This is a genomic window from Algoriphagus sediminis (assembly GCF_030403435.1).
GTDB classification, from domain to species: Bacteria; Bacteroidota; Bacteroidia; order Cytophagales; family Cyclobacteriaceae; genus Algoriphagus; species Algoriphagus sediminis.
The window spans coordinates 396,415-423,017 of sequence record NZ_JAUEPH010000004.1 but is presented as its reverse complement, the minus strand read 5'-3'; the positions used below and the strand labels follow the sequence as shown (position 1 = coordinate 423,017).

The 26,603-nt window shown below is 39.0% G+C and carries 27 protein-coding genes; all 27 read left to right on the top strand.

Features of this window, described 5'->3' with window-relative positions:
• Position 1 precedes the first annotated feature (1 nt).
• The 27 genes from QVH07_RS11175 to QVH07_RS11045 all read left to right on the top strand — a co-directional run bounded on the left by QVH07_RS11175 (position 2) and on the right by QVH07_RS11045 (position 26,345).
• Positions 2 to 994: a glycosyltransferase family 2 protein gene (locus tag QVH07_RS11175; RefSeq protein ID WP_353890990.1), complete on the top strand. Its 993-nt coding sequence runs from the start codon at positions 2 to 4 to the stop codon at positions 992 to 994.
• A complete protein-coding gene (locus tag QVH07_RS11170; RefSeq protein WP_290000410.1) occupies positions 991 to 1,872 on the top strand; it encodes a glycosyltransferase family 2 protein in 882 nt (293 codons plus the stop codon). Before QVH07_RS11175 ends, QVH07_RS11170 begins: the two co-directional genes overlap by 4 nt.
• The gene (locus QVH07_RS11165; RefSeq protein WP_290000407.1) at positions 1,869 to 2,537 is read left to right on the top strand and encodes a GNAT family N-acetyltransferase; all 669 of its coding nucleotides are present in this window, start codon (positions 1,869 to 1,871) and stop codon (positions 2,535 to 2,537) included. The genes QVH07_RS11170 and QVH07_RS11165 overlap by 4 nt, the downstream gene beginning before the upstream one ends.
• A gap of 345 nt (positions 2,538 to 2,882) precedes the next feature.
• Entirely contained in the window at positions 2,883 to 4,046 is a 1,164-nt protein-coding gene (gene rffA, locus QVH07_RS11160; protein WP_290000406.1) for a dTDP-4-amino-4,6-dideoxygalactose transaminase, read from the top strand.
• A gap of 16 nt (positions 4,047 to 4,062) precedes the next feature.
• Positions 4,063 to 4,875, top strand: coding sequence for a hypothetical protein (locus QVH07_RS11155; protein ID WP_290000404.1), 813 nt, complete (start codon positions 4,063 to 4,065; stop codon positions 4,873 to 4,875).
• 747 nt (positions 4,876 to 5,622) lie between these two features.
• A complete protein-coding gene (locus QVH07_RS11150) occupies positions 5,623 to 6,708 on the top strand; it encodes a DegT/DnrJ/EryC1/StrS family aminotransferase (protein ID WP_290000403.1) in 1,086 nt (361 codons plus the stop codon).
• Positions 6,705 to 7,298: an acetyltransferase gene (locus QVH07_RS11145; RefSeq protein ID WP_290000401.1), complete on the top strand. Its 594-nt coding sequence runs from the start codon at positions 6,705 to 6,707 to the stop codon at positions 7,296 to 7,298. Before QVH07_RS11150 ends, QVH07_RS11145 begins: the two co-directional genes overlap by 4 nt.
• A gap of 1 nt (position 7,299) precedes the next feature.
• On the top strand, positions 7,300 to 8,097 hold the full coding sequence (locus QVH07_RS11140; protein ID WP_290000400.1) for a sulfotransferase family 2 domain-containing protein: 798 nt from the start codon (positions 7,300 to 7,302) through the stop codon (positions 8,095 to 8,097).
• A gap of 6 nt (positions 8,098 to 8,103) precedes the next feature.
• On the top strand, positions 8,104 to 8,718 hold the full coding sequence (locus QVH07_RS11135; RefSeq protein ID WP_290000399.1) for an acetyltransferase: 615 nt from the start codon (positions 8,104 to 8,106) through the stop codon (positions 8,716 to 8,718).
• A 153-nt stretch (positions 8,719 to 8,871) separates the two neighbouring features.
• The gene (locus QVH07_RS11130; RefSeq protein ID WP_290000398.1) at positions 8,872 to 9,471 is read left to right on the top strand and encodes an FkbM family methyltransferase; all 600 of its coding nucleotides are present in this window, start codon (positions 8,872 to 8,874) and stop codon (positions 9,469 to 9,471) included.
• Positions 9,472 to 9,493: 22 nt separating this feature from the next.
• Positions 9,494 to 10,390: a glycosyltransferase gene (locus QVH07_RS11125; protein WP_290000395.1), complete on the top strand. Its 897-nt coding sequence runs from the start codon at positions 9,494 to 9,496 to the stop codon at positions 10,388 to 10,390.
• Positions 10,359 to 11,102 (top strand): hypothetical protein, encoded by a 744-nt coding sequence (locus QVH07_RS11120; protein WP_290000393.1) that lies wholly within the window; start codon positions 10,359 to 10,361, stop codon positions 11,100 to 11,102. The genes QVH07_RS11125 and QVH07_RS11120 overlap by 32 nt, the downstream gene beginning before the upstream one ends.
• On the top strand, positions 11,102 to 12,364 hold the full coding sequence (locus QVH07_RS11115; RefSeq protein ID WP_290000392.1) for an ABC transporter ATP-binding protein: 1,263 nt from the start codon (positions 11,102 to 11,104) through the stop codon (positions 12,362 to 12,364). The genes QVH07_RS11120 and QVH07_RS11115 overlap by 1 nt, the downstream gene beginning before the upstream one ends.
• Positions 12,351 to 13,025: a TylF/MycF/NovP-related O-methyltransferase gene (locus QVH07_RS11110; RefSeq protein ID WP_290000389.1), complete on the top strand. Its 675-nt coding sequence runs from the start codon at positions 12,351 to 12,353 to the stop codon at positions 13,023 to 13,025. Before QVH07_RS11115 ends, QVH07_RS11110 begins: the two co-directional genes overlap by 14 nt.
• Complete coding sequence (locus QVH07_RS11105) at positions 13,026 to 13,742, top strand: class I SAM-dependent methyltransferase (protein WP_290000388.1); 717 nt, start codon at positions 13,026 to 13,028, stop codon at positions 13,740 to 13,742.
• Positions 13,743 to 13,745: 3 nt separating this feature from the next.
• Complete coding sequence (locus QVH07_RS11100; RefSeq protein ID WP_290000387.1) at positions 13,746 to 14,702, top strand: glycosyltransferase family 2 protein; 957 nt, start codon at positions 13,746 to 13,748, stop codon at positions 14,700 to 14,702.
• Positions 14,699 to 15,523: a glycosyltransferase gene (locus tag QVH07_RS11095; RefSeq protein WP_290000386.1), complete on the top strand. Its 825-nt coding sequence runs from the start codon at positions 14,699 to 14,701 to the stop codon at positions 15,521 to 15,523. Before QVH07_RS11100 ends, QVH07_RS11095 begins: the two co-directional genes overlap by 4 nt.
• A 1-nt stretch (position 15,524) precedes the next feature.
• Positions 15,525 to 16,610: a glycoside hydrolase family 99-like domain-containing protein gene (locus QVH07_RS11090; protein ID WP_290000385.1), complete on the top strand. Its 1,086-nt coding sequence runs from the start codon at positions 15,525 to 15,527 to the stop codon at positions 16,608 to 16,610.
• A 1-nt stretch (position 16,611) separates the two neighbouring features.
• Positions 16,612 to 17,559 carry a polysaccharide biosynthesis protein gene (locus QVH07_RS11085; RefSeq protein WP_290000384.1) on the top strand — a complete coding sequence of 316 codons (948 nt, stop codon included), beginning with the start codon at positions 16,612 to 16,614 and terminating at the stop codon, positions 17,557 to 17,559.
• 9 nt (positions 17,560 to 17,568) lie between these two features.
• Entirely contained in the window at positions 17,569 to 18,243 is a 675-nt protein-coding gene (locus tag QVH07_RS11080; protein ID WP_290000383.1) for a nucleotidyltransferase family protein, read from the top strand.
• Positions 18,243 to 19,109, top strand: a complete 867-nt coding sequence (locus QVH07_RS11075) for a glycosyltransferase family 2 protein (protein ID WP_290000382.1) — start codon at positions 18,243 to 18,245, stop codon at positions 19,107 to 19,109. Before QVH07_RS11080 ends, QVH07_RS11075 begins: the two co-directional genes overlap by 1 nt.
• A complete protein-coding gene (locus QVH07_RS11070) occupies positions 19,102 to 19,989 on the top strand; it encodes a glycosyltransferase family 2 protein (protein ID WP_290000381.1) in 888 nt (295 codons plus the stop codon). The genes QVH07_RS11075 and QVH07_RS11070 overlap by 8 nt, the downstream gene beginning before the upstream one ends.
• Complete coding sequence (locus QVH07_RS11065; protein ID WP_290000380.1) at positions 19,986 to 21,284, top strand: glycosyltransferase; 1,299 nt, start codon at positions 19,986 to 19,988, stop codon at positions 21,282 to 21,284. Before QVH07_RS11070 ends, QVH07_RS11065 begins: the two co-directional genes overlap by 4 nt.
• Entirely contained in the window at positions 21,281 to 22,375 is a 1,095-nt protein-coding gene (locus tag QVH07_RS11060) for a glycosyltransferase (protein ID WP_290000379.1), read from the top strand. Before QVH07_RS11065 ends, QVH07_RS11060 begins: the two co-directional genes overlap by 4 nt.
• On the top strand, positions 22,368 to 23,705 hold the full coding sequence (locus tag QVH07_RS11055) for a glycosyltransferase (protein ID WP_290000378.1): 1,338 nt from the start codon (positions 22,368 to 22,370) through the stop codon (positions 23,703 to 23,705). The genes QVH07_RS11060 and QVH07_RS11055 overlap by 8 nt, the downstream gene beginning before the upstream one ends.
• The gene (locus QVH07_RS11050; protein WP_290000377.1) at positions 23,702 to 24,796 is read left to right on the top strand and encodes a glycosyltransferase; all 1,095 of its coding nucleotides are present in this window, start codon (positions 23,702 to 23,704) and stop codon (positions 24,794 to 24,796) included. Before QVH07_RS11055 ends, QVH07_RS11050 begins: the two co-directional genes overlap by 4 nt.
• Entirely contained in the window at positions 24,789 to 26,345 is a 1,557-nt protein-coding gene (locus QVH07_RS11045; RefSeq protein WP_290000376.1) for a glycosyltransferase, read from the top strand. The genes QVH07_RS11050 and QVH07_RS11045 overlap by 8 nt, the downstream gene beginning before the upstream one ends.
• Positions 26,346 to 26,603 lie beyond the last annotated feature (258 nt).

The window sequence follows — 26,603 nt, the reverse complement described above, 5'->3', positions numbered from 1 at the left end:
AATCCCCATCTCAAACTCTCTAAACCATACCGCTGTCAAACTATCGATCGTCTCCCCGGTTTACCTGGCTGAAAACACCCTTGAGGAGCTGTTGAGGAGGATTAAGCAGTCAGTATTGACTGTGACAGATTCTTTTGAGATTATACTCGTGGATGATGGTTGCCCCGATAATTCCTGGTTGGAAATAGAGCGACTGGCATCTATTCATGACGAGGTCCTTGGAATTAGACTGAGTAGAAACTTTGGGCAACATTATGCCATCACTGCCGGATTGGATAAGGCGGAAGGAGAATGGATTGTAGTGATGGATTGTGACCTTCAGGACCTTCCTGAGGAAATTCCAAATCTCTTCCGCAAAGCTCAAGAAGGCTTTGATGTGGTGCAGGGGAGAAGAATTTCCAGAAAGGATGGACTTCTTAAAAAGCTGAGCTCAAAAGTTTTTTACAGAGCCCTGTCTTGGCTAACGGGCCTGGAACAAGATGAAACCATTGCGAATTTTGGAATTTATCATAGGAAAGTGATTCATGCCATCATAGGAATGCGAGAGTCCATCCGCTTTTTCCCGAGCATGGTGAAATGGGTTGGATTTAAGCAAACTTCCATTCCTGTGCAACACGGAGCCAACGAGGAACGGAAATCCGCATATTCATTTGGTAAACTGGCAAGGCTAGGTCTGGATATCATTTTGGCTTATAGTGATAAACCGCTCAGGCTAACCATCAAAGCAGGAATTATCATAGCAGCCATTGGATTTTTATTTGCCCTATACACCCTAATCAAATATTTGCAGGGAGACATCGTGGTGGCAGGATATGCCAGCTTAATTATATCTATTTGGGTTTTAACTGGAGTGGTTTTGATCACCCTGGGGATGGTAGGGCTTTATGTGGGTAAAACCTTCGAGAGTGCCAAGGCCAGGCCCATTTATGTAGTGGAGAAAGAAGTTTCCAAGTATAAGGCCAAGGAAGAAAATACCAATAAAATCAAGTTTTGAGTTTCCAGGTATCTGTCATCATTCCGGTATTTAACTCTGAAAAATATTTAGAGAAATCTGTTCAGTCAGCTCTGGATTTACCTGAGGTTTTGGAGGTGATCCTGATCGAGGATGGATCCACAGATGATTCCTTGAAGTTGTGCAAAGCTTTGTCCGAGAAGGAAGAAAGAGTCAGACTTCTCCAACATCCAAATCAAGAGAACCGAGGAGTTTCATCCAGTAGAAATCTTGGTATCAAGTCTGCAAAAGCAAAATACGTGGCTTTCCTTGATGCCGACGACTGGTATCTTCCCAATCGCTTTAAAGCTGAAAAGGACTTAGTCTCCCAGGGCAAAGCCTTTGATGGTATTTATGGGGCTACAGGATTTTTCGAGGAAGAAAATGGGGTTTTAAATACCCAAAAACTCACCACCATTCCGAAGAAAGTAAAACCTCAGGATTTGGTCATGACTTTTCTGGATACCACTCATGATCGATTTACTACTGACGCCATTACCTTCCGAAAATCATTTCTCGATGAAATCGGATATTTTAATGAAAGAATGCGGCTGAGAGAGGATACCCATTTATGGATTCGAGCAGCGGCACTGGGTAATATTGAACAGGGACTTCACCGGGAAGCCGTAGCCATCCGAAGAGTGCATGATTCCAATAGTTCCAGGAAGCTGGATGATGAAAGCATGAGGGTGCTGTATTCCTATTTGTACCATTCCTTGCGAAAAAATAAGAAAGTACGTAAAGATGCGATGAACCTGATTTTCCGGAGATATATCGGGACTCAAACCTTCTCTCCATGGAAAAGAGCGCTGCTTGCCACGACCGAACTTGGCAGACGGCCATACATGATTGACAAGGTCATTTTTAGGTCAAAGTCATGATTAAAATTGATCCACTTGATTTTGATTCAGCCCTCTTTGGGTACCCGGTGGGCAAAGCTGATATCGAATTTTCAAGTTCGGAAAAAGAGATACTCGAGGCTTCAAAATCCTTTCAATTAGTCTACCTTTTCTCTGGGGCCCCTTTGGACTTTCAGTCAAAGCAAATAATTCCCACCGGAGAAACGGTTCAGTTTTCAAAAAGCCTGGAGGGTAGTTCTGAGGAGCAAAAAGAAGTTAGTGTTTTGGCACAAAGCCCAACAAAGGATCACTTATCACTTGCCTTTCAAAGTGGGAAATTTTCCAGATTCAAAACAGATCAAAGGCTTACTAATGGAGAATTTGAAAAGCTATATTCCATTTGGTTACATAAAGAATACCAAGAGGGAAAGGTCTTTTTAATCAATGAAAATCAAGGCTTGATCAGCGTGTCCGGTTCAGGAAATAATGCCCAAATCGGTTTATTCGCGGTCGATAAAAAATTTAGGGGTCAAGGTCTAGGGAGAAAGCTTTTGGAACATCTGGAGTTCCAACTATCGCAAAAAGGGATTAAGAAATTAACCGTCAAAACACAGAGAGCGAATTCGGTTGCTGTGAATTTTTATGTGAAAAATGGATTTAGAGAAGTGGGGAGTAGGTTTGTTTGTCATTTTTGGGATAGGGAATAGTGATTAGGAATTGGGGATTAGAGACTTGGAGACCAAGAGACTGAGAGACAAAGATTAGTTGAATAGTTAATTGGTTGATTAGGAGAATAGAGAGCAGGGAGGACCGAACGTGAAAAAATGATTGAGTATCATTTTAGTGAGGGGCCAGATGGCGGGCAGGGACAGGGAGACCAAGAGACGGAGATTGGTTGAATAGTAAATTAGTAAATCAGAAACTGAATTAACCTCGAACCTCGAACTTCGAACCTTGAACCTACAACCCAAAACTTCGAACTCCGAACCTCAAACCTTGAACCTCGAACCAACAACCATCAACAAATAACCTAGAACTTAAAACCGACAACCTTGAAAATTCCCTTTAACAAACCCTACCAATCACCAAAAGCCTTGGAATATATCAAGGATGCTATGGATAGGGGACATATTTCGGGGAATGGCCATTACGGCCAAAAGTGTCAAAAGTTCTTTGAGGAGCGATATCAGGTTGATAAGTGCCTTTTGACTAGCTCCTGTACGGATGCTCTGGAGATGGCTGCGATTCTTCTGGAAATCCAGCCTGGAGAAGAAGTGATTATGCCCTCATTTACCTTTGTGAGTACGGCAAATGCTTTTGTCCTCAGAGGTGCCAAAATTCGATTCGTGGACAGTAGGGCTGATCATCCCGGGATGGATGAATCTCAAATAGAGGCTTTAATCAATGAAAAAACCAAAGCCATAGTGGCGGTCCATTATGCAGGTGTGCCCTGTGATATGGATCTCATCATGGCTTTGGCAGCAAAATATAACCTTTTCATAGTGGAAGATGCGGCTCAGGCGATTGAAAGTGAATTTAAGGGGAAGCAACTCGGCTCAATCGCACATTTGGGATGCATAAGTTTTCACGAGACCAAAAACATCCAATGTGGGGAAGGAGGGATGCTGATGATTAATGATCAGCGTTTTTTAGATAGGGCAGAAGTGATCTGGAATAAGGGTACGGATAAAGCCAAATTCTTACAGGGTGAAGTGTCAAAATACCAGTGGAAGGACTTGGGCAGCAGCTTCCAACTATCAGAAGTGAATGCCGCTATTCTCTGGAGTCAACTGGAGGAGATGGAAGAGATAGGAAAGAAGAGAAAAGGGATTTGGGATCAGTATTTTGATATTTTCTGTAGAAGGGATTTAAAGGAATCGCATTCCTATTTTGAGTTGGTCCGAAATTCCATGGATAGTAATTCAAACTTCAGAATTCAGCCTTTAGAATTCAGAGGCAATAGTCATATGTTCTATTTGGTTTTCGAATCCGAGAAAGAGAGAAAGGCATATTCAGAAGCTCTGAGCGAGCAGGGGATCATGGCGGTTTTCCATTACCAGAGTCTTCATAAATCTGACTTTTCGAAACAGCAATTTCCCGAGGAGTTTAAGAGAGAACTTCCAAATGCAGATAAATATTCGAGGGGCTTATTGAGGTTGCCCTTTTTCTTGGAGTTGGATAAAGTGAACAAGGAATGGGGAAAGAATGATTTGTAAAATAATTTGAATTCATATGACTAAAGAGAAACCAAACCTTTTTGAGCCTACCCTTAAAGTCAATTTGAGACATAAGTTAAACGTAGCATATCTAAACTTAAGGTCCGTTTTACCACCAAAGAACCAAAACGTAAAGGTTGTGATTTATGGTCAGGGTAGATCAGGGAGTACTCTTCTGGAGAGTCTTATCAGTAGCTCAGGATATTTTGAGGAACAAGGTGAAATCATAAGGCCTTATCGCAGAATTCTTGGTTCACCTTTGGCTTTTGTTAAAGGTTTTGCGAACCATTACTACAAGGAAAATTTCATATTTCATGTAAAGGATTATCAATTATCTGATGAAGGTCTCGAATTGATAGATCCTCGTGAATTTCTCCATAAGCTTTACAAGGAAGGGTGGAAGATCGTATATCTTAATAGAAAGAATATTCTTAGACAATCCATCTCCAAACAAATAGCAAATCAGAGAAATTTATTTCACCAACATAATGATCAAAATATAGAAAAGAGTTACCAAATAGATCTCGAGGAATTAGAATATGAAATCCAGCTTCGTATGGATTATCTCAAAAAGGAAAGAGAAAATTTAGAGGGTCTCAAGTATGAAGAGGTTTGTTATGAAGAGGACCTTCTAGATCCACGCATGCATCAAAAAACCATTAATCGATTATTGGATCATTTTGGTCTTGGGCCCAAAAAGGTTTCTACATCATTGAAAAGGACTGGAAAAAAGCCTTTAGAAAAGCAGATAAAGAATTATGCTGAAATGGTGAGTTTCTTAAAGGAGAAAGGATGGGATTACTATTTGAATGATCCTTCGTACCAATAGAGGGTCAGAAAGCCAGATTCCGGGTAGAGGGTTAGAAACTGAGAGACTTAGAGACGGTGATTGGTTGAATAGTTAATTGATTGATTAGGATTTAGGGATTAGGAAAAAGGGATTAGTGATTAGGAATTTGATACTGAGGGACTTAGAGAATGGGAGACGGAGAGACTTGGAGAAGGTGATTGGTTGAATAGTTAATTGGTTGATTAGGATTTAGGGATTAGGAAAAAGGGATTAGTGATTAGGAATTAGAGACGTTGGAACCAAGAGACTGAGAGATAAAGAGACTGAGATTAGTTGAAAAGTAAATTAGTAAATCGCGACCTGAATTAACTTTGGACAACGATCTTCGAACTTCGAACATCGAACATCGAACCAACCACCTACAACCTATAACCAACAACCATTAACCCTTAACCCTTAACCTACATCCCCAAACCCCGAACATCGAACCAACAACACATAGCATACAACCTACAACCTACAACCGCCAACAGATAACAGACAACTGAAAACCGCCAACAGATATCCCCCAAATAGTTTGCACTTTCAAGGTGACCGAGTAAATTTATTACTCAGTTGCTAGCTGCCAGGAATGGGAGTGAACGAGCGAAGCTGTATTCAAGCAGCAACAATCAGAAGTCATAAAATTACCCAAAGATTTCGGTATTTTTTCGCCTGGCTTCAAAAATCGGAATGACGAACCTAGGACCTAAATCCAAAAACTTAAAACCAAACACCTAATCCCCCTTGATCCCGGTCACTAAACCATTTTTACCGCCCAAAGTAGAGTACCAAGAATATCTGAATGGTATCTGGGAGCGTAACTGGCTCACCAATAATGGCCCCCTGGTCAATGAGCTTGAACTTCAGCTGAAAGAGTACCTGAACCTTGACCATCTACTCTTTGTGGCTAATGGAACCGTGGCACTTCAGATAGCCATTAAAGCGCTGGACCTTTCCGGAGAAATAATCACGACTCCTTTTTCTTATGTGGCCACCACGAGTAGCATCGTATGGGAGGGATGTAAGCCTGTCTATGTGGATATAGATCCAAAAACGCTCTGCATAGATGCCTCTAAGATTGAGGTGGCCATTACCGATCAGACCTCAGCCATTCTGGCCACCCATGTATATGGAATTCCCTGTGATGTAGCTTTGATCGAGGAAATAGCCACCCGGCACAACCTTAAAGTAATCTATGATGCGGCGCATGCTTTTGGGGTCAAAGTGGGAGGGAAATCCATTTTCCAGTATGGAGATATCAGTACCTGTAGTTTTCACGCCACGAAGATCTTTCATACCATAGAAGGTGGAGCGGTGATCTGTAAAGATCCCGAAATACTGAAGAAAATGGCTTATTCCCGAAATTTTGGCCATGATGGCCCCGAAAAGTTTCAGGGCGTAGGTATCAATGGTAAAAACTCAGAGTTCCACGCAGCCATGGGCCTGGTAAATCTGAGGTATCTCGATGAGATCATCCAAAAACGCAAAGAACTAACTCTTTTCTACCTAAAACTTCTTTCCCAACTGAATGTGGAATTTCCCACGCAGCCCAACTCAGAGAGTTATAATTACTCGTATTTCCCTATGGTATTCCAAACAGAGGAGCGACTATTGGAATCCGTCAAGCTGCTAGGGGAGTATGAAGTGGGGTGCAGAAGGTATTTCTATCCCAGCTTAAATCACTTAAGCTACACAGGTGGTCATACTCCGCTATCGGATAATCTTTCCAGCAGAATACTCTGTCTTCCTTTATATCATACCCTGTCTGCTGAAGAGCAAAGAATGATTGCCAGACTGCTACTTCGGGTTCAAAACCACTCGAAATCATGATTCTCGCCGGCGCAGGGGGACATGCTTTAGAACTTTACGATCTTATCCTCGAACTGGGACTGGGAGACAGCCTTGAGATGTATGATCAGGACACCTCCAAAACCCTTTTCAAGAAGAAGTACTCCGTACATCACGAGCTAAATACCCTTACTTCCTCTAATTTTTGTCTGGGCGTAGGAACTCCAAAATCCCGAAAAGCCCTTTACGAGGTGTTTTCTAATCAGGGCAAACGTTATAAAGCCATTCAAAGTATCTCGTCCAGAATCAGCTCCTCTGCAGAAGTGGAGGGAGTAGATATCTTTCATCACTGCTTTATCGGTCCGGAAGTCAGCATAGGAAAAGGTACACTGGTCAATACCGGAGTCCAGGTTCATCATGAATGCAGGGTGGGAGCCTTTTCTGTAATCAATCCTGGAGCATTTCTTCTTGGGGCTGTGCAGATCGGAGAGGGCTGCTCGATAGGAGCACATGCCACGATACTTCCAGGAGTTAAGCTCGGGAATGGCGTAAACGTAGGAGCGGGGGCAGTGGTCATCCGTGATGTGAAAAATGGAAAAACGGTGGTGGGAGTGCCGGGGAGGGTGATTTAGAATGGAAAAGAAGCTCTTCGGAAAAATTAGAAGAACAGACGAATTTCAAGCAATTAAAGACAAAATCCTTTATCGAAAGGCCCAGGTAAATCTTTTGATTAGGCCCTATCCAAAAGAAATAGGAGAGAATCCAATATTTATTTTTAATCACATTCCTAAATGTGGGGGATCCAGTTTGAATGTAGTTTTAAGAAAATGGTTTCATTTTCTCCGAGATTACCCTCCTCATGACCTGCAATATCCTGATCCCCTAAGGCTCATTGAAGCGCAGGAAATTTATGATGCATCAGCTCTTCGCTTGGATGAAGTAAAACCTTTCCAGGTCGTGGCTGGGCACTACCATAACCATAGTCTTTCGAATCGATATTTGAATAAATATGGGTATAAGAATTTGAGATTAATTACTTTTTTAAGAGATCCCTTAGCTCGGAGGGTGTCCTTGTATAAATACGCCAAGAAAAAAGGCCATAAATGGGTTAATGACTTGTCTATAGATCATTTTGTCTTACTAGAGAGCAACTTCATGGCAAGAACAATGGAATGCGATGAGAAGAATTACAAGCAAGTTTTAGATTCCTATTTTTTTATTGGACTGACAGAGGATTTTCAAACTTCTATAAATAAACTTGGTGAAAAACTAAATAGACCTATTCCTGATGAGATTCCATTTGTGAACCGCACCGATTCTTTTTCTCAAAAGGAAAAGCTTGATGAACAAACCATAAACACGTTTAAGGAAAAGAATAAATTAGATTATCTGGTTTATGATTATGCCAATAAATTGCTTTATGAAAACTAATCTAAAATGCTAGTAGCTGGCGCAGGAGGACATGCTTTCGAACTTCTTGATATTTTGATTTCAGAAGGGAAAACCAAAAATCTGGTTTTCTTCGATGAGATCAATCCAGAGGATATTTTTCAAGATCGCTTTCCGATTATCCACACTCAAGAAGAGGTAAAAGCACACTTCGAAAAAGATCCCTTTTTTATTCTAGGAACAGGAAATCCTCAAGTACGTCATCAGTTTTATGAGCGTTTTACAGAATTAGGAGGAAGATTAATATCAGTACAGGGGAAAGGAGTGGCCTTTAGTAATTTCTCCACAGGAGCTGAGGAGGCAGATATCTTCAATCTCTGCTTTATTGGAGCGAATACTGAAATAGGGAATGGATGCCTCATCAATACGGGAGCCCAAATCCATCATGAAGTAAAAATTGGAGCATTCACCGAAGTCAATCCAGGGGCCGTACTACTTGGAAAAGTACTGGTTGGAAAGTTCTGCTCGATTGGAGCAAATGCAACCATTCTACCAAAAGTGGAAATAGGAAACAGGGTGACTGTAGGGGCTGGCTCGGTAGTGACACAAGATGTCCCGGATGGGGAAACTGTGATAGGTGTACCAGCGAGAATAATATCATAGAAAATGAGCACAAGGAAAAAAATTCTAAACTCTCTAATAAAATTGATCTCCCCTTACGCATCTAAAGTTGGATTTTGCCAAAAAAATCTAGTTAAGGATAATAAATCCCTCTTGACAAGGAGGGCATTCATCTATTTGAAACACAAGGGGTTCATGCCTTCTTTGATTCTTGATGTTGGAGCAAATCACGGGACATGGACAAGAGAAATGCTGAAGGTATTTCCGAATGCTACATACCATCTGGTTGAACCTCAAAAGCATCTAGAAAATTCGATTGAGGACTTAAGGTTAAATTCCAAGATCGAGTTTTATCCAATTGGTCTTGGCAAACAAAATAGCCTAGTTGAGTTTGCGATCAATCAAAGTGACGACAGTAGTTCTTTTAGACCGAGCAAAACCAATATCGTCGGCTACGAATTTATAGAGAGAATAAAAGTCCAGATGAAAACATTGAATACCTTTTTAAAAGATGAAAATTTGCCTGTTCCTGATGTGGTTAAAATTGATGCAGAAGGGTTAGATTTAGATGTTTTAGAAGGTGGAACAACTATTTTCGGAATTACCGAATGTATTTTGGTCGAGTCTGCTGTTCATCAGAAGAGTTTCCCCAATTCACTCATCCAAGTGATGAATTTTATGGATGATAAGGGTTATGAAGTTTTTGATTTTACTGACTTAAATCGTCCTTTTTCCAATGGCCTCCTTTGGCTCGTTGAAATAATGTTTTTAAAAAAAGGTTCTAGATTTGTCTGAGGTCCCACTGGTTTCAGTTTGTATGATTACCTACAATCATGAAAAATATATTTCCGAGGCTATTGAGGGTGTGTTGATGCAGGAGGTGGATTTTGCAGTTGAGCTGCTTATTGCTGATGATTGCTCCACAGATCGGACAGGTGAAATAGTTCAGTCATATATTAAAACTGATCCGAGAGGTAGTTGGATTAAATATACCAGACAAGAGAGCAACATTGGGATGATGGGTAATTTTGTTTGGGCACTTGAAAACTGCAAAGGCAAATACATAGCCTTATGTGAAGGAGATGATTATTGGGTTGATATGAACAAATTGCAAACTCAGGCCAACTTTTTGGAATCTCATCAATCTTATGTCGCTACATATCATCCAGCAATGATTTACACAAAAAATCAAGGAATAAAAGATGATTTTATTGCAGAAACAAATTTTCGTGCTTCAAAAGCAAATTTTTATGATGTTCTAATTTATGGTAATTTCATACATACGGCAACATTTTTTTTTCGAAATAACTACAAACCGTTTCCATCTTATTTCTTAGATCTTGAGGTAGGTGATTTTTTTCTTTATCTATATATTTCTCAATTTGGGGAGTTTAAGAGACTTGATTTTCAAGGTGCAGTTTACCGCTTTGGTGTAGGTTCTTTTTCAGGTAAATCTTACGATTCAATGAGGAAGAAATTTAAAAAATCTTTACTCATTACTGCGAATAACACGTCCAGTATTTTGGTTAGATTATTTCTTAAAATGAGATTTAATGAAGATAAAATATACCCTATTAATAAGGTGATATTTCAATCCATTCAATTCAATAATTTGCTTTCCTTATTTAATTATCTAGATATTTTTAATTTGGTAAAGGCAATAATAAAAGGAATATTTAGAATTGAAAGAAGAAGAGTTTTTCCAAATGACTAAAATTTGTTTGTTACTTACCTCTACAATAAATCCTAGAGATTATGAATTTGTTGGAAGAAAAGGAATAGTGAATAGGGAAAACGATTATTTAAAAGCTGTTCGATTTTACAAAACCTTTGGTTTTCCAATCATTTATATAGATAATTCTGATTATGTAAGCGAGCAAATTCAAAGTCAAATTTCCCAAATTCCAAATTCTCAATATTTAGCTTTTGATAGTTTAGAGAGCTTTAGAGGTAAAGGACATGGTGAATTAGAGATTTTGAAGTACGCTTTTGACAATTCTGAATTTTTATGTTTATGTGACTATTTTATAAAGATTTCTGGCAGATATATTGTTACTAATTTCGCTGATTTCATATCAAAAGTTGATTTTAGTATAAATCATCATTTCTGTAATTTGTCAAGAAATATGAATTGGGCGGATAGTCGTATAGTAATATTTGAACGTTCATTTTTCCAAAAATTTTTTGTTCCGACTTTGGAAAAATATCTTGACGAGGAAAATGGTGAATTTTTTGAAAAATCATATGCTAGATCAATACACTTATTTCAATATTCAGGTGGTAAGATTTCTTACTGGCCCGTTTATCCGTTTTACAGTGGTATTAACGGTGAAAATGGAAAACTTATTTCCTTCAAATTTTTTAAAAGAATGAAATATACGATCTATTTGAAATTGAAGAAATACATTTCTAAACAAACGATTTAATGAGGGTAATTCAGGTTTGGAACCTTTCCAAGCGCTACCGACTTGGTTTGAGAGAAAAGCAATCGGAAACTCTTGTAGGTCAGATTTCTCAAATAATTAGATCGCCCTTCGATAACCTTAAGAGGCTTCGTGACCTTAACCGCTTTCAATCAGAAGATGAATCTGTATTCTGGGCATTGAAAGAGGTTTCTTTCGAAGTCAAAGAAGGAGAGGTTTTAGGAATCATTGGAAAAAACGGAGCGGGAAAATCCACACTGCTTAAAATTCTTTCTCAGATAACGGATCCTACTTCGGGAAAAATCGAAATTTACGGACGCGTGGCATCACTGTTAGAAGTTGGGACAGGATTTCATCCTGAATTATCGGGTAGGGAGAACATCTATATGAATGGGACTATCTTAGGTATGACTCGAAGAGAAATTGATTCCAAACTGGATGAAATCATCGATTTCTCAGGAGTAGAAAAATTTATTGATACACCGGTAAAGTTCTATTCTTCTGGAATGAAAGTGCGTTTGGGTTTCTCGGTGGCGTCCCATTTAGATCCTGAAATTTTAATTATTGACGAGGTACTTGCGGTAGGGGATTATGAGTTCCAAAAAAAGTGCTTGGGTAAAATGGAGGATGTAAGCAAAAATCAAGGAAGGACGGTGTTGTTTGTGAGTCATAATATGGCTGCCGTTCAGAATTTGTGTTCTCGAACTTTATTTTTGGAGCAAGGAAAAGTAATTGCAAATGGAGAAACAAATGAAATTGTATCAACTTACTTGAATCGAAATGTTAATTCATATTTGAAAAGCCAATGGATAGCGCCTAATTTTGATCCTGAAAAAGTTTTCCACTTTTTGAGTGCTGCTGTGGTTTTGAAGGGTAAACAGCCTTGCCTCACTTTAAATATAAATGTTCGATTTCGCTCGTTTCTTAAGCATAAAGACGCTTTTCTGGCAATTGATGTTTCTTCTTGGGATGGGGTGAATATTTTTCAGTCCATACCAGAGCCCAAACCATCCATTAAATTTTCCAGAGATGAGACATCGGTTAAAATTCAATTGACGTTGCCACCTTTAGTACCTGGAATTTACAATGTTTCAATTTGGGCTGGAACAGATTATTCCGACACTTTAGACTGGCAAAAAAATATTCTCTCTTTCGAAATCTTAGAATCTCCAATCAAAGATAGAACCACACCACATTCGCCTATCCATAATGGATATTTCTGTCCCCCCTCTACCGTATTTAAAAACTTAAATGAAGTCTCTTAAAATAGAAGTTTACAAAAAGCTTCAAAAGGTAAAACTCAAGAAGGAGTTTTCCAGACTTTTTGAAAAGTATTCGGAATACACAATGATTCCTCAAGGTCTTTATTTTGCAAACCTTAACCTTGCCTACCACTACCGAAACGTACCAGGAAGTATTGTAGAATGTGGGGTATGGAAGGGTGGGATGATCGCGGGTATGACAGAGTTAATTGCAACCAAGAAAGCCTACTTGTTCGATAGTTATGAAGGGTTGCCGGATGCACGAGAAATCGATGGTCAAGACGCTTTAAATTGGCAAAAGGATGTTGAAGGGTCTTATTATTTTGACAATTGTATGGCCGATGAAAAATTTGCAATCGAAGCAATGCAAAAGTCAGGTTGTGAATTTGAGTCATCAAAAGGATGGTTTGAAGAAACACTTATTCAAACTGCACATTTAGAAGAAATAAGCATTCTAAGACTTGATGCCGATTGGTATGATTCCACCCTATGCTGCCTTCGTGAACTTTATCCAAAAGTAGCGAGAGGGGGAATAATCATTATCGATGATTATTACACATGGGATGGTTGTAGTCGGGCAGTTCATCGTTATTTAAATGAAATCGGTTCAATGTCAAGAGTTAATTCTGAGTCTGGAATCGCTTACATTAAGAAACAGGATTAAATGAATTACGTCCACGTAGAATCAACTCATAACACAAAATCTGCAGAACAGATTCTACCTTTTTTAATTGAACTACTTAATCCTAAATCCATAATTGATATCGGCTGTGGTATTGGTACTTGGCTTTCAATAGCCAAGGAATTAGGAGTAAAGGATATCAAAGGTGTGGATGGAGATTATGTCGATCTGAAACTTCTCGGAAAGTACTTATCACAAGATGAATTTCACTCGCATGACCTTAATCAACCTTTAAACCTAGAAAGAAAATTTGATCTCTGTCTCTGCCTGGAAGTTGCAGAACACCTTAAAGATTCTTCTGCTGATATCTTAATCGAATCACTGAGCCATCACTCGGATACCATACTATTCTCTGCGGCTATTCCAGGCCAAGGAGGACAAAATCACCTGAATGAACAAAGGCCTGAGTATTGGATTGATAAATTCAGAAATCAGGGCTATGAGGTTTATGATCCAATAAGACCAGAGTTTTGGGATCATCCTGAAGTGGATGTTTGGTATAAGCAAAATATATTTCTTTTTTCAAAGGATGGCTTAGATCAACCCAAACCACTACTTTCTTATGTAGTTCACCCTGACCTATACCAAGTGCAACTCGCAAAGAAGTTACAATTTGAAGATGAGTTGAATAGAATTAAGACTGGGAAAGCCAATGCGGAATTTTACCTGAAAAGATTCTTTAAAGCTCTTTTAAACTAGACAATGGCTTTGGTTTCAGTTTTGATGCCTGTTTTTAACGCGGAGACCTGTGTTAAAGAATCAGTTCAAAGTGTATTGAACCAAACATTGCAAGATTTTGAACTGATTGTTGTCGATGATGCGTCAACGGATAATTCACTTAAAAGTCTTTCAAGTTTTACAGATTCAAGAATCAAGATTCTATCACTGCAGGAAAACCTTGGGATAGCAGGAGCTTTGAATACTGGTTTTGCAGAAGCTTCTGGAAAGTACATCCTAAGGATGGATGCGGATGATGTTGCTTTACCTATGAGATTTGAAAGACAGGTAGAGTATATGGAAACAAACCCGAATATTGGACTTAGCGGAACGCTGGTCGAATATTTTGACGGAACTCTATTTAATTCGCCGGTTGAGAACGCATACTTAAAACCCTCTTTATTGTTAGACTGTCCATTTGCTCATCCGAGCGTAATTATTAGGAAGGAAGTTATGGATAAGTATGGGTTGGTGTTTTCCGGGTATTTGGAGGATTACCAACTCTGGATGAACCTAAGTCGCATCACAGACTTTGGGCTACTTCCTGAGGTTTTGCTTAAATATCGACAGAGTGAAAACCAATTCACAGCTCAAAATTTTGAAAAGCGAAGAAAGGAGGCAAATAAACTGCGTGTTCAATTCGCCGGGTTTTGGTTAAAACGTGAGCTCACTGAGGAAGAAAAATCCATTGTCAGTGTAGGTCCATCAGGTCAAAACCAAAACTTACAGGAGGTAGGTGATTTGTGTATGGAATTTCTTCGAAAAGATCCCTGGGATTGTGACAATGAAGTTCGGCGTGTAGTCAAGAAACTATTTTTAAGAAATTTTTATAGAAGCTCAAAAGATATACGAACCAGTATTCAAATTCTGAAAAATGGTTTTCTCACAGTTAAAGAAAGATTGGATTTGATTAAAAAGTCTCATTACGCGTTGTTTGAATGAGCCCAAGGGTATCTATCATAATTCCATGTTATAATTCGGAGCTGTTCCTCGAAGAAACCTTGGATTGCCTTGTAGAGCAAAGCTTTCAAGATTGGGAATGTCTCATTGTTAATAATGGTTCAACTGATAATACGATTTCCATTGCTCAGGACTTTATTTCCAGAGACCCAAGATTTATTACTATTGAAAAAGAGCATGGTGGAATTTCAAGTGCAAGAAACCTGGGTATCGACAAGGCTAGGGGAGACTTTATTCAGCTTTTGGATTCAGACGATTTGTTAACCTCAAACAAGATTAGTAATGAGATTCACTTTTTAGAGTCCCATTCTGAAGTGGATATTGTTTACTCCGGAGCCAGATATTTTTACTCTGATGACCCCCATAGAACAAGGCATATTTATAGTGATTCAGGATGGACAGGCACTGTGGAAATAGATCGATCTGATAAGACCGTACTGAATACCATATTGAAAAGAAACCCCTTTGTTACTTCTGCACCTTTATACCGTGCATCGGTCTTTAAAGAGATTGGTTTTTATGATGAATCTTTACAGTATATTGAAGATTGGGATTTTCAGATCCGATGCGCCTTAGCTGGGAAGGTATTTCATTACCGAGGCTACAAACCTGATCAAAGTACTTTGATAAGACTTCATGAAAGTAATATTTCAAAAAATAGGGAGGCGGTCCAGATTGCGAAGCGAAAACTTATGGAAAAACATAAAAACCTGTTCCTATTAAAAAGTAATGAAAAAAGAGGAGTTTCTATTCGGGACTTTGTGCCACCCATTTTATTGAGATTCTTTAGGAAGTTTAAGTAGAATGAAGCTTAAACCAATTGCATTTTATCTTCCTCAATTTCACCCAATTCCGGAAAATGACGAATGGTGGGGAAAGGGTTTTACAGAGTGGACAAATGTTAGGAAAGCGAAGCCATTGTTTAATAACCATTATCAACCTCACATTCCTTCAGATTTAGGGTATTATGATTTAAGGGATGAGGAAGTTCGAATTAGGCAAGCAGAACTTGCTAAAGAGTTTGGAGTTTTTGGCTTTTGCTACTGGCATTATTGGTTTGGTGGTGGCAGAAGATTGTTAGAGAAGCCTGCAGATGATTTTCTGAGATCAGGAAAACCTGATTTTCCCATCTGTTTTGCCTGGGCAAATCAAACTTGGTCAGGGATATGGCATGGAGCCCCCGATAGGATTTTAATAAGGCAGGAGTATTTGGGGAAGGAGGATGATCAAGCTCACTTTGAGGAAGTACTCCCTTATTTTTTAGACTCAAGGTACATCAGAATTAAAGAAAAACCTTTATTTCTAATTTATAGGCCCTTCGACCACCCTTATTTAGAAGATTTTATAAGTCATTGGAATTCTCTTGCGATAAAAGCTGGTTTAAAGGGTGTTTATTTTTTGGGCATTTCGTATCATCAAAAAAATCCATACCAAAATTTGAATGGTTTGGTCTTTCATGATACGTTCCTGAAGAAGGGTAATTTCAGCTTCTTTGAAAAAGCTATAAAAAAAATTACCAGAGAATACCCGGATGAAATTTTCAGCAAATTAAGAAATGGGTGTGTATTGTCTTCTTACAAGAAGATGGTTGAGCGCACTTATAATCAACCAATGCCTTCTGATTGTTACCCTACTCTCCATACGGGCTGGGATAATACTCCTCGATCCGGAAAAAGAGGTATTGTACATTATGACTTTAGTTTAAAACTCTTTGGGGAGCATATTGAAAAGATAATAGACTGTATGAATACTAATCAAGATTCGATGTTTTTTATAAAAAGTTGGAATGAGTGGGCTGAGGGAAATTACCTTGAACCAGACGAAAGATTTCGGAGAGGTAAATTGGAGGTTTTTGAAGCAATCATAAATTCCAGAGAGAAAAAAAATTAAGATGAAAAAAACAATTCTGATAACAGGAGGAACAGGATTTCTTGGCAGAAATCTAGCAAAGGCTTTAAAAACGGACTTTAGAGTAATCCTTACAGGTAGAAATAATAAGCAGAATATGTTTGCAAAAAGCTCAACTGGTTGTGAAGTCGCTCCGATGGATATCGTAAATATTGAATCCATCCGTGATGTTTTTTCGCAATTCGAGCCAAACATCGTTATTCATGCTGCAGCGACGAAATTCGTTGATTTGGCTGAAAAATTCCCTATGGAGTGTACAGATGTGAATGTGCTGGGTTCCCAAAATATAGCTAGAGTCGCTTCTGAAAAGAAAGTTGAAATTGTAGTTGGAATATCTACGGACAAGGCTGCCCCTCCAATAAGAAATCTATATGGAATGACAAAGAGTATAATGGAACGAGTTTTTTGTGCCATGAATGACAATGCAGTCACTAAGTTTTGTGCCGTGCGTTATGGGAATGTGGCTTGGTCCACAGGCTCAGTTTTACCGATTTGGTCTGAAATGCATCGAAAGACCAAGATTATTGGTACGACCGGTCCTGAAATGAGAAGATTCTTTTTCACGGTCGAAGAAGCTGTTGAATTGGTAATAAATGCAATCCGAAATATCGATTTGGTTCAGGGAAAAGTTTTGTCTAGATACATGAAAGCCGCTCAAATCGAAGATATTCTAAAAGTTTGGATCGAAGAAAAAGGCGGTAAATGGGAAAAAATTGAAGGGAGGCCAGGTGAAAGGGATGATGAATTTCTCATAGGAGATTTAGAATTACCTTACACTGAGGAACTCGATATAGGAGGTATAAGCCATTATTTGATTTCATTTAATGAAAGGGTAGAAAAGCCTTTGGAAGTTGGTTTGTCCTCTGCAAACACTCAAAGATTATCAAGAGAAGAAATAGTTAACCTAATTGATAAATCCCCTTCTGAATAAAAACAAAGTATGATCAGGCATGGAATAATTATGGCCGCAGGAAGAGGAACTAGAATGGCACCTTTAACAGACTTAATCCCCAAGCCAATGGCGCCGTTGTGGGGTTCTACGCTCATAGCCTCTGGTATTAGAAAGGTAAGGCCACATTTAGAAAACCTTCATATTACCGTAGGATACAAAGGGGCAGAATTGGCAAAACACGTTATTGAATTAGGTGTGTCATCAGTAATTAATACCGAAGGTAAAGGGAATGCCTGGTGGATCTTTAATTCACTGCTGAAGAATTTGAATGAACCTGTTTTGGTGATGACTGCGGATAATGTGACCGATTTTCAGGTTGAGGATTTGTATGAAGATTATTTAAACCTTAATAAACCACCATGTATGGTAGTTCCAGTCGAACCAGTTTCTGGCCTCGAAGGTGATTTCATCCATCACAGTAATCAAGTGGTTCAAAAACTGGATAGGTCTGATCCAGCATCAACTTACTGTTCTGGAATTCAAATTTTGAATCCCTACCAATTGAATAACCTAATGTCACCGAAATCCAATTTCTCTGAAGTTTGGATGGATTTAATTTCAAGTAGCTCTCTTTTTGCTTCAAGAATTTCTCCCGAAAATTGGTTCACCGTAGATACCATTCAGAGTCTTCAAAATATTCAAGCTAAGAGAAAAGTTAAATAGTGAAGGAAAGAATTTCCATAATTATTCCTACCCTAAATCGTCCTGCTCAACTAATCAAGCTCTTAGAGAAAATCATCCATTTTGATGATGAAGATGAAATAATCGTGGTCGACGACAGTATGGAGAGCTTAAATAAAGCTATTGAAGCTAATTTTGGAAAAAAGATTAAATACAAGAATCGAGGTAAAAGACTAGGTGTAAGTTCTGCAAGAAATTTAGGGGCTGAATTAGCAACATCAAATTATTTGCTTTTTCTCGATGATGATGATGACTTCACGGATTCATGGTTAAATTCTTTTAGAAGTCACATCCAAAAGACTCCTGATTTAATTTTCTGTAACATGATTTCGGTTGAGCCTAATGGGAAACGACATTATGTTTCTACCTCGGATAACTCACTTGGAGCAATGGGTGATAGAATAGTAATCCCAGGTGCTTGGATGGTTAGGCGAGATTTTTTTCTAAATCTTAATGGATATGATGAAAGGTTGCTTTTTGCAGAAAATACGGAGTTTTTTTATCGAGCGTTTTCGGAAAAACCAAAAGTAAGTTACATCTCAGAGTTTAATTTCATTTACCACCCATGTCCTACCGGCGGCTCTAAAAACCTTCAAAACATGGTGGACTCACTTTCAATAATTTTAGAAAAACATTCTGCCTCTTTAAATGACCATGTAAAGCATTTATATCATCAGATTATCGGAGTAAATCATCTTAGATTCAGAGATTTCCGAAAGGCTCAAACTCATCTTTGGAAAGCGGTTAAGTTCAAACCTTCAAAACCCTCGACATGGGGTAGGTGGGGTATTTCTCTATTTCCCTTTATTGCTAGAGGATTGTATTCTGAGACCGTCGATCATGGTTAAATTGGGAGGATTTATCATTACACACGATAGGCCAGTTATTCTGATAGACACGATTAGCTCTGTTTTTAACCAGACTCTAAAACCTGAGTTCATTTGGATTATCGACAATTCTGAAGGGCTCGAAACCGATCATGCTGTCGCCTCATTGCTTGATCCTAGGATCCGTTACCATCGAATGGGTCATAATGCAGGACCCGCCGGAGCAGCAGCCAAGGGGTTGGAATTGTGTGCCAAAGAGAGTGTAGATTGGATTTATTGGGGCGATGACAATGACCCTCCTTTTCGAAATGACTGTTTCGAGAGACTATTGGCAATTAGCACAAAGAATCCATTTGCTGGTGTTTTGGGATGTGTTGGTCAATTTTTTGATCGGAAAAAAGGTGTTATCAAACGCGTTCAAACTCGTTTGCTGGAGAAAAAAGAGATTGTGGAGGTAGATTATGTCGCAGGGGGTATGTGTATGCTTGTAAGTTCAGAAGTTGCCAAGAAAAAAATTGCACCTAATCCAAAGCTCTTTTTTGGATTCGAAGAATTGGATTTTTGTCTGAAAGTATCTCGAGCTGGTTATGCTTTGATGGTGGATTGCTCATTATTTCTGGAAGCAAGACAAGCAGCAAAACGTCTTAATTTTGAAAGACCCCTCTATCAAAAAAAGAACAACCTTATTCGAGAGTATTATAGCCTAAGAAACCTTCTCATGATTTCAGATACTTTGACCTTAAAAGCAATGAAGTTAAGATTGTATCAAAAGTGGGTGTTGAAATCTTTCTATGGTTTTCGATTTGGGATCAATTATGGTCTGAAAAATTTCCGGCTTATTTGGCTTGCCATTTACCATTACAACAAAGGTGTGAGTGGTAAAACAATGGATTTATATTGAAGCTCTTCTTTATTCAAGATGGATTGTATGCGGGTGGTGCTGAAAAAAGTCATCTGGAATTAATTTCAAGGTTTTCGGATGAAATTGACTTGATTTTTGTCTACCTCTACCCAAAGCATGACCTACGCGAACAATACGAGCGCTCAGATATCAAGCTCGTTTTTTTGGATATTCCCGAAACCTATCATTTCCCTTTGGCCATTTATCGTTTGGTTGGATTGATCAAGATGGAAAAGCCTGACCTCCTAGTTTCCTCGCTTTGGAGGGCAGATATCATCACCAGAATGGCTTCCATTTTTACTGGAATACCCTTGGTGGGTACTTTGGTAAATGATAGTTATGCGCCTATTGCTTGGACTAATAAGAAGGGGCTGAAATATAAAATCGTTTATTGGTTGGATAAATGGACTGCCCAAGTTCCAGTTCATTGGATTGCCAATGCTAAATCGTTAGCAGATTCACATGTAAAGACATTGAAAATTGACCGAAATAAGATTTCGGTGGTTTATCGGGGGAGGGCTGCTCCTTATATTGTGCATGACAGCGGAGACGTCTCCCGATTGCTATCGGGAGAGAGGACGAGGTACGAGGACGAAGCAATCTCGAAAGACAATGAAAAATCTTCTGATGAGGAGACTGCTTCTCCCGATTCTATCGGGATCGCAATGACGGGTCAGATTCGAAACTTCATCTCTTACGGTCGTCTACTGGAACGCAAAGGCTTTCAAGATGCCATAAATGCCTTTTCTGAGGTGATTAAAAAATATCCTGCCTGTACCCTGACCATTTATGGAGAAGGGCCTTATCGATCTGAATTAGAAAGTTTAATTACTAGTCTAGACCTCACTGATCATGTGAAACTTCCTGGTAAATTTGGATTTGGAGGTAGCTATAGTTATCGGAAAGAGAATGAGATTGTCACGCCTTCCCTTCGGTCGGCTCGCAATGACGCCACCACGATTTTATTAGAAAATGACTGCTTCATATTTCCTTCTTGGTATGAAGGGTTTTCAGGGGCCCTAGTGGAAGCCATGATGGCAGGAATACCCATTATTGCATCAGATATACCCATGAATCTAGAAGCAGTTTCCGCTAGGGAGAGCGCTTTGGTTTACCCTGTGGGTCAGGTAGAAGCTTTGACTGAAAAAATGATTTGGGCTATTTCCCATGAGGAGGAAATGAAAAGTATGGGAGAAAAAGCCAGACAAAAAGCAAAAAACAACTTTGACATCGAAGTTATCTCAAAAGATTATGAGAAAGTACTTCATTCCGTTTTTGCTCGAATAGCGGTATGAGAATACTCCAGGTTATTCAAAAACCCCAGCGCCGTGGAGCTGAGATTTTCGCGATACAACTGTCTGAAGGACTCCAAACAATGGGCCATGAAGTGATGCTGGTTTCCATTTTCAAAAATGAAAATGAGTTGGTGTTTTCAGGAAGGATTAATCACCTTAATAGACCACTTGAAAAGCGGTTTTATGATTGGTTCGGTTGGAGGGCTTTTGCTCTTCTAATCAAAGAATTTCAACCAGATCTTATTCAGTTAAATGCCGCAGACACCTTGAAGTTTGGCGTTTTTTCGAAACTCTTGTTTGGTTGGAGGATTCCTCTGGTTTACAGAAATGCCAATATGATGGGCAATTTTATCAAAGGAGTGTTACACAGAAAATTCAATCAATTCCTTTTGAATAAAGTGGATGGAATTGCATCTGTTTCAGAATCTTCAAAAAACGATTTGATTGAAACATTCGATCACTCATACAAGGTACATGAAGCCATAACCATCGCAATAGTCAATTCTGATATCGAACAAAAAATAGATCGTAACACTGAAATTTCTTTACCTGAGAATTTTGTCATCCAGATTGGAGGTTTGGTGCCTGAAAAGGATCCAATAGGCATGCTCGGTATTTTTCAAACTTTGGAAAGGCCTGATCTTAATTTAGTTTTTTTAGGTTCTGGAAAACTGGAATCACAACTTGAAAGATTGATAAATGAACGAGAGCTAGCTGATAGGGTGAAGATTATCCCTAACCAATCGAATATATTCCCTATTCTAAGAAGAGCTCGGGCTTTGATTTTGCCTTCAAAAATTGAAGGTTTACCAGGAGTTATTCTTGAGGCAATGTATTGTAAAGTACCTGTCGTTGCCTATGATGTTGGAGGAATTTCAGAAGTTTTATCTGGTAACACTGGCTGGTTGGTACCTACGCGTGATGTCGACTCTTTCTTATTGGCAATTGAGGAAGTTCTTAATTCAAATCAAAAAGATTTGGATAGAAAATTAGAGTGTGCAAAAAATCTGGTTGAAAAGGAGTACAACTTGCCTCAAGTTACATCCAAGTTTGAAGATTTTTATCGGAAAGTAATTGACACCAATGCCTAAGAAATTAAAGATTCTTCATTTAATTAAATCGCTTGGCCGAGGGGGGGCAGAAAAACTAATTCCCGAGACAGCCAAGGTGCATAATCAGGCGAATTACGAGTTTTTCTGTCTCTACTTCTATCATCAGGAAAATAATATTGTAGAAGAACTTGAAGCATCAGGGATTCAGGTTGAATTAATTCCTTCCGGTAATCTGGGTTTGTTTTTTCAAGTCCGAAAGGTTCGGGAGTTTATTCAGGAAAAAGAAATTGACATAGTACATGCACATTTGCCTTGGGCAGGAATACTTTCCAGACTGGTAGGAAAGGAAATTGATATTCCTATTGTTTACACCGAGCATAATACCTGGGACAGATATAATTCCATTTCCTATTGGGGCAATCGCTTTACGTTCAAAAAGCAGGATGTGGCTATCGCCGTATCCAATGAGGTGGCACTTTCCATGCAGCTGAATTCCATTTTTGACCCGTACCAAAGAGGAGGTAGATTAAAGGTCAGAGTGATTCAGAATGGGGTGAATACCGATATTTTTAGACGGATTTTTTTTGGGGGGCAGGGATTTGTGAGTAGGGATCAGGGATTAGGAAAAAGAGATCAGGGATTAGGGAATAGGGAGGACCGAACGTTAAAAAATTATCCAGTGGATAAATTTAGTGAGGGGCCAGAATGTGGGGAGGAATTAGAGTATAGTGATCAGGGAAAAGGGAAAAGGGACTTAGGTAAAGGAAAGTCAGAATCAGATTGCCGCGCTTCGCTCGCAATGACGAAGCAATCTCAAAAGGGTTATAATTTCCTTTCCTATGGCCGTTTATTGGAGCGGAAGGGATTTCAGGATGCTATTCAAGCTTTTTCAATGGTCCTGCAAAAATATCCAAATTGTACTTTGACTATTTTTGGAGAAGGGACCTTTCGGCATAATTTAGAAGATCTTATTCACACATTGGCTATAAAAGATTCTGTCTCCTTACCAGGAAAAGTCATTAATCCAGCTGATTTACTGCTCAATTACGACTGCTTCATTTTCCCATCATGGTATGAGGGTTTTTCAGGGGCCTTGGTAGAAGCCATGATGGTAGGAATACCAATTATTGCTTCGGATATCTCGATGAACCTTGAAGCCGTTTCCGATCGCGAGACCGCCCTTGTTTACCCTGTGGGTCAGGTAGAAGCTTTGATTGAAAAAATGATTTGGGCAATTTCTTGCAAGGAGAAAGTGAAGGTTTTGGGAGAAAAAGCTAGGCAAAAAGCTAAAAAAGATTTTGATATAGAGGTAATCTCAAAGGATTATGAGAAAGTACTTTATTCGGTTTTCGAACGAATAGAAAAATGAGAATAATCCAGGTCATCCAAAAACCCCAACGCCGTGGAGCTGAGATTTTCGCGATACAACTTTCTGAAGCACTCCAAAAGATGGGGCATGAAGTGAGATTGGTTTCCATTTTCAAGGAAGAAAATATGATAACTTTTTCAGGTGGAACGATTCATCTTCAAAGAAGACTTGAAAATAGGTTTTTTGATTATGTAGGATGGAGAACATTCGCAAAGTTAATTAGAGAATCTAAACCAGATCTTATCCAACTGAATGCTGCAGATACGTTAAAATTCGGTGTTTTTTCCAAACTTTTGTTTGGCTGGAAAAGTCCTTTGGTTTACCGAAATGCTAATATGATGGGTGATTTTATCAGAGGAACATTCCACAGAAAATTCAATCAATTCCTTCTGAATCAAATAGATGGAATAGCTTCCGTTTCAGAAATAGCAAAAAATGATTTGATGGAAAGTTTCAATCTTTCATTAAAGTCACATCAAACATTGACAATCGGAATAGTTAATTCTGAAATTGACGAAAAAATGGAAGACATCCCTGAAATTTCTTTACCAGAGAATTTTATTATCCAAATCGGAGGTTTGGTTTCTGAAAAGAACCCTATAGGGATGCTCAGTATTTTTGAAGAATTGGAAAGGAACGATCTTCATTTGGTTTTTTTGGGTTCTGGAAAACTTGAATCACAGCTTGAAAGATTTATAAATGAACGAGGGCTTAGGGATAAAGTGAAGATTATTCCTAACCAAGCGAATATATTTCCCATTTTAAAACAAGCTCGTGCCTTATTGATGCCTTCAAAAATTGAAGGGTTACCTGGGGTAATTTTAGAAGCCATGTATTGTAAGGTTCCTGTAATAGCTTATGATGTAGGAGGGATTTCTGAAGTATTATCAGAGAAAACAGGCTGGTTGGTTCCTGCCGGGGATTCTTTAGGTTTTGCCAAAGCCATTCAAAAGGTTTTTAATGAACCAAAAGAACAACTAGAAACAAAAGTAGAAGAGGCTTTTCAGTTGGTTTCAGAAAACTTAACCATGAGTAAAGTGGCAACAGAATTCGAGATATTTTATAAAGAACTTATCGAAAAGAATGGATAAAAGGGTCAAAGTCCTTCATTTAATAAAGTCTTTGGGCCGAGGGGGAGCTGAAAAATTAATACCCGAGACAGCCAAGGTACATAATCAGGAGAAATACGATTTTTTCTGCCTCTATTTCTATCATCAGGAGAATAATATTGTAGATGAACTTGAAGGATCAGGTATTCAGGTAGAATTAATTCCTTCCGGTAATTTGGGTTTGTTTTTTCAGGTCCGAAAGGTTCGGGAGTTTATCCAGAAAAAGGGAATCGATATAGTACATGCTCATTTGCCCTGGGCAGGGATACTTTCCAGATTGGTGGGAAAGGAAATTGATATTCCTATCGTATACACAGAGCACAATACCTGGGATAGATATAATTCTATTTCCTATTGGGGTAATCGCTTTACGTTCAAAAAACAGGACGTAGCCATCGCCGTTTCCAATGAGGTGGCACTTTCCATGCAGCTGAATTCCATCTTTGACCCATACCAAAGAGGAGGGAGATTAAAGGTGAGGGTGATTCGGAATGGGGTGAATACCGATATTTTTAGACGAATTGTTTTTGGGGAGCAGGGATTTGTGAATAGGGCTCAAGTATGTGGGAACAGTGATTTGGGATTAGGTAATAGGGGACAGGAAATAGTTGATATGGAGGACCGAACGTTAAAAAATTATCCAGTGGATAAATTTAGTGAGGGGCCAGGATGTGGGCGGCCAATTGAGAATAGGGATCAGGGATTAGAGATAAGGGGAAAGGAAATAGGTGATAGGGATCAGGGGAAAGGTATAGAAGGACATAGAGACTTAGAGATTGGGAGACTAAGGGATCATCCCGAGAAGAATTCTGAATCTCCTAGTCCCTTAGTCTCTAAGTCCGGTGCAGTTTCAAAGCCTACTGTCTCTAATTATGAGAATTCTCAAGGTAACCCTAATCCCCAATCCCGAATCTCTAAAACTAATTTGGAAAATTTTATCGCGGAACCCAGTACAACCCATAATTTGAAAGAAGAACTATCAATTCCAGTAGGTTCTAAAATCATCGGCAAAGTCGCAGTATTTCGTTCCCAAAAGCGCTTATGGATCTGGGTTGATTTAGCTTTGAAGATTTTAGAGTTGAAACCCGAAACTCATTTTTTGCTGGTGGGAGATGGAGAGTGGAGAGAAAGAATTGAGGAGCAAATAGAGAAATCCGGTTTTGGGAATAACTTTCATTTGGTAGGGGTTCAAAAGGAGGTGATCCCATATCTATCCATAATGGATATTTATCTGAGCACCTCTGAATTCGAGGGTTTACCCATAGCAATGCTGGAAGCCATGTCCTGCGAGGTGCCTGTGGTGGCTACCCGAGCAGGTGGGATTGGAGAGATCATCCAACATGGAAATCAAGGTTTTCTTTCCGAAATTGATGAGTATGAAGAGTTGGTTGATTATTGTATCAAATTATTGAGCGATCCTGAACTGCAGTCTAAAATGGCTAAATCAGCCAGAGCCAGGGTAGTGGAGAAGTTTAGTATGAAGAGAATGGTGAAGGAGATTGAGGCAGTTTATGAATCGGTTATTAGTTGATTAGGGATTGGTTGAAACGAGAATAGAGAGTGAGAGATTTAGAGAATGGAGAATCAATTAGTTTATGATTAGTTAATTGGTTAATCAGTTGATTGGTGAATTGTTTCAAGTGTCATTTCGAATCCCTGAAAGGGTGAGAAATATCTTCTAGGGGGTTGGAAAGACCAAGAGAATGAGAGATTAGACGAACCCTGAACTCCGAACCCTGAACCCCGAACCTAAAACCAATAGAGATTTCTCCCTTTGTTCGAAATGACA

Bases quoted from the DNA above. Each gene is read 5' to 3' on its own strand.
- QVH07_RS11165 (WP_290000407.1), top strand. From the start codon at position 1,869: ATGATTAAAATTGATCCACTTGATTTTGATTCAGCCCTCTTTGGGTAC.
- QVH07_RS11155 (WP_290000404.1), top strand. From the start codon at position 4,063: ATGACTAAAGAGAAACCAAACCTTTTTGAGCCTACCCTTAAAGTCAAT.
- QVH07_RS11145 (WP_290000401.1), top strand. From the start codon at position 6,705: ATGATTCTCGCCGGCGCAGGGGGACATGCTTTAGAACTTTACGATCTT.
- QVH07_RS11140 (WP_290000400.1), top strand. From the start codon at position 7,300: ATGGAAAAGAAGCTCTTCGGAAAAATTAGAAGAACAGACGAATTTCAA.
- QVH07_RS11135 (WP_290000399.1), top strand. From the start codon at position 8,104: ATGCTAGTAGCTGGCGCAGGAGGACATGCTTTCGAACTTCTTGATATT.
- QVH07_RS11130 (WP_290000398.1), top strand. From the start codon at position 8,872: ATGCCTTCTTTGATTCTTGATGTTGGAGCAAATCACGGGACATGGACA.
- QVH07_RS11125 (WP_290000395.1), top strand. From the start codon at position 9,494: ATGATTACCTACAATCATGAAAAATATATTTCCGAGGCTATTGAGGGT.
- QVH07_RS11115 (WP_290000392.1), top strand. From the start codon at position 11,102: ATGAGGGTAATTCAGGTTTGGAACCTTTCCAAGCGCTACCGACTTGGT.
- QVH07_RS11110 (WP_290000389.1), top strand. From the start codon at position 12,351: ATGAAGTCTCTTAAAATAGAAGTTTACAAAAAGCTTCAAAAGGTAAAA.
- QVH07_RS11105 (WP_290000388.1), top strand. From the start codon at position 13,026: ATGAATTACGTCCACGTAGAATCAACTCATAACACAAAATCTGCAGAA.
- QVH07_RS11100 (WP_290000387.1), top strand. From the start codon at position 13,746: ATGGCTTTGGTTTCAGTTTTGATGCCTGTTTTTAACGCGGAGACCTGT.
- QVH07_RS11095 (WP_290000386.1), top strand. From the start codon at position 14,699: ATGAGCCCAAGGGTATCTATCATAATTCCATGTTATAATTCGGAGCTG.
- QVH07_RS11090 (WP_290000385.1), top strand. From the start codon at position 15,525: ATGAAGCTTAAACCAATTGCATTTTATCTTCCTCAATTTCACCCAATT.
- QVH07_RS11085 (WP_290000384.1), top strand. From the start codon at position 16,612: ATGAAAAAAACAATTCTGATAACAGGAGGAACAGGATTTCTTGGCAGA.
- QVH07_RS11080 (WP_290000383.1), top strand. From the start codon at position 17,569: ATGATCAGGCATGGAATAATTATGGCCGCAGGAAGAGGAACTAGAATG.
- QVH07_RS11070 (WP_290000381.1), top strand. From the start codon at position 19,102: ATGGTTAAATTGGGAGGATTTATCATTACACACGATAGGCCAGTTATT.
- QVH07_RS11060 (WP_290000379.1), top strand. From the start codon at position 21,281: ATGAGAATACTCCAGGTTATTCAAAAACCCCAGCGCCGTGGAGCTGAG.
- QVH07_RS11055 (WP_290000378.1), top strand. From the start codon at position 22,368: ATGCCTAAGAAATTAAAGATTCTTCATTTAATTAAATCGCTTGGCCGA.
- QVH07_RS11050 (WP_290000377.1), top strand. From the start codon at position 23,702: ATGAGAATAATCCAGGTCATCCAAAAACCCCAACGCCGTGGAGCTGAG.
- QVH07_RS11045 (WP_290000376.1), top strand. From the start codon at position 24,789: ATGGATAAAAGGGTCAAAGTCCTTCATTTAATAAAGTCTTTGGGCCGA.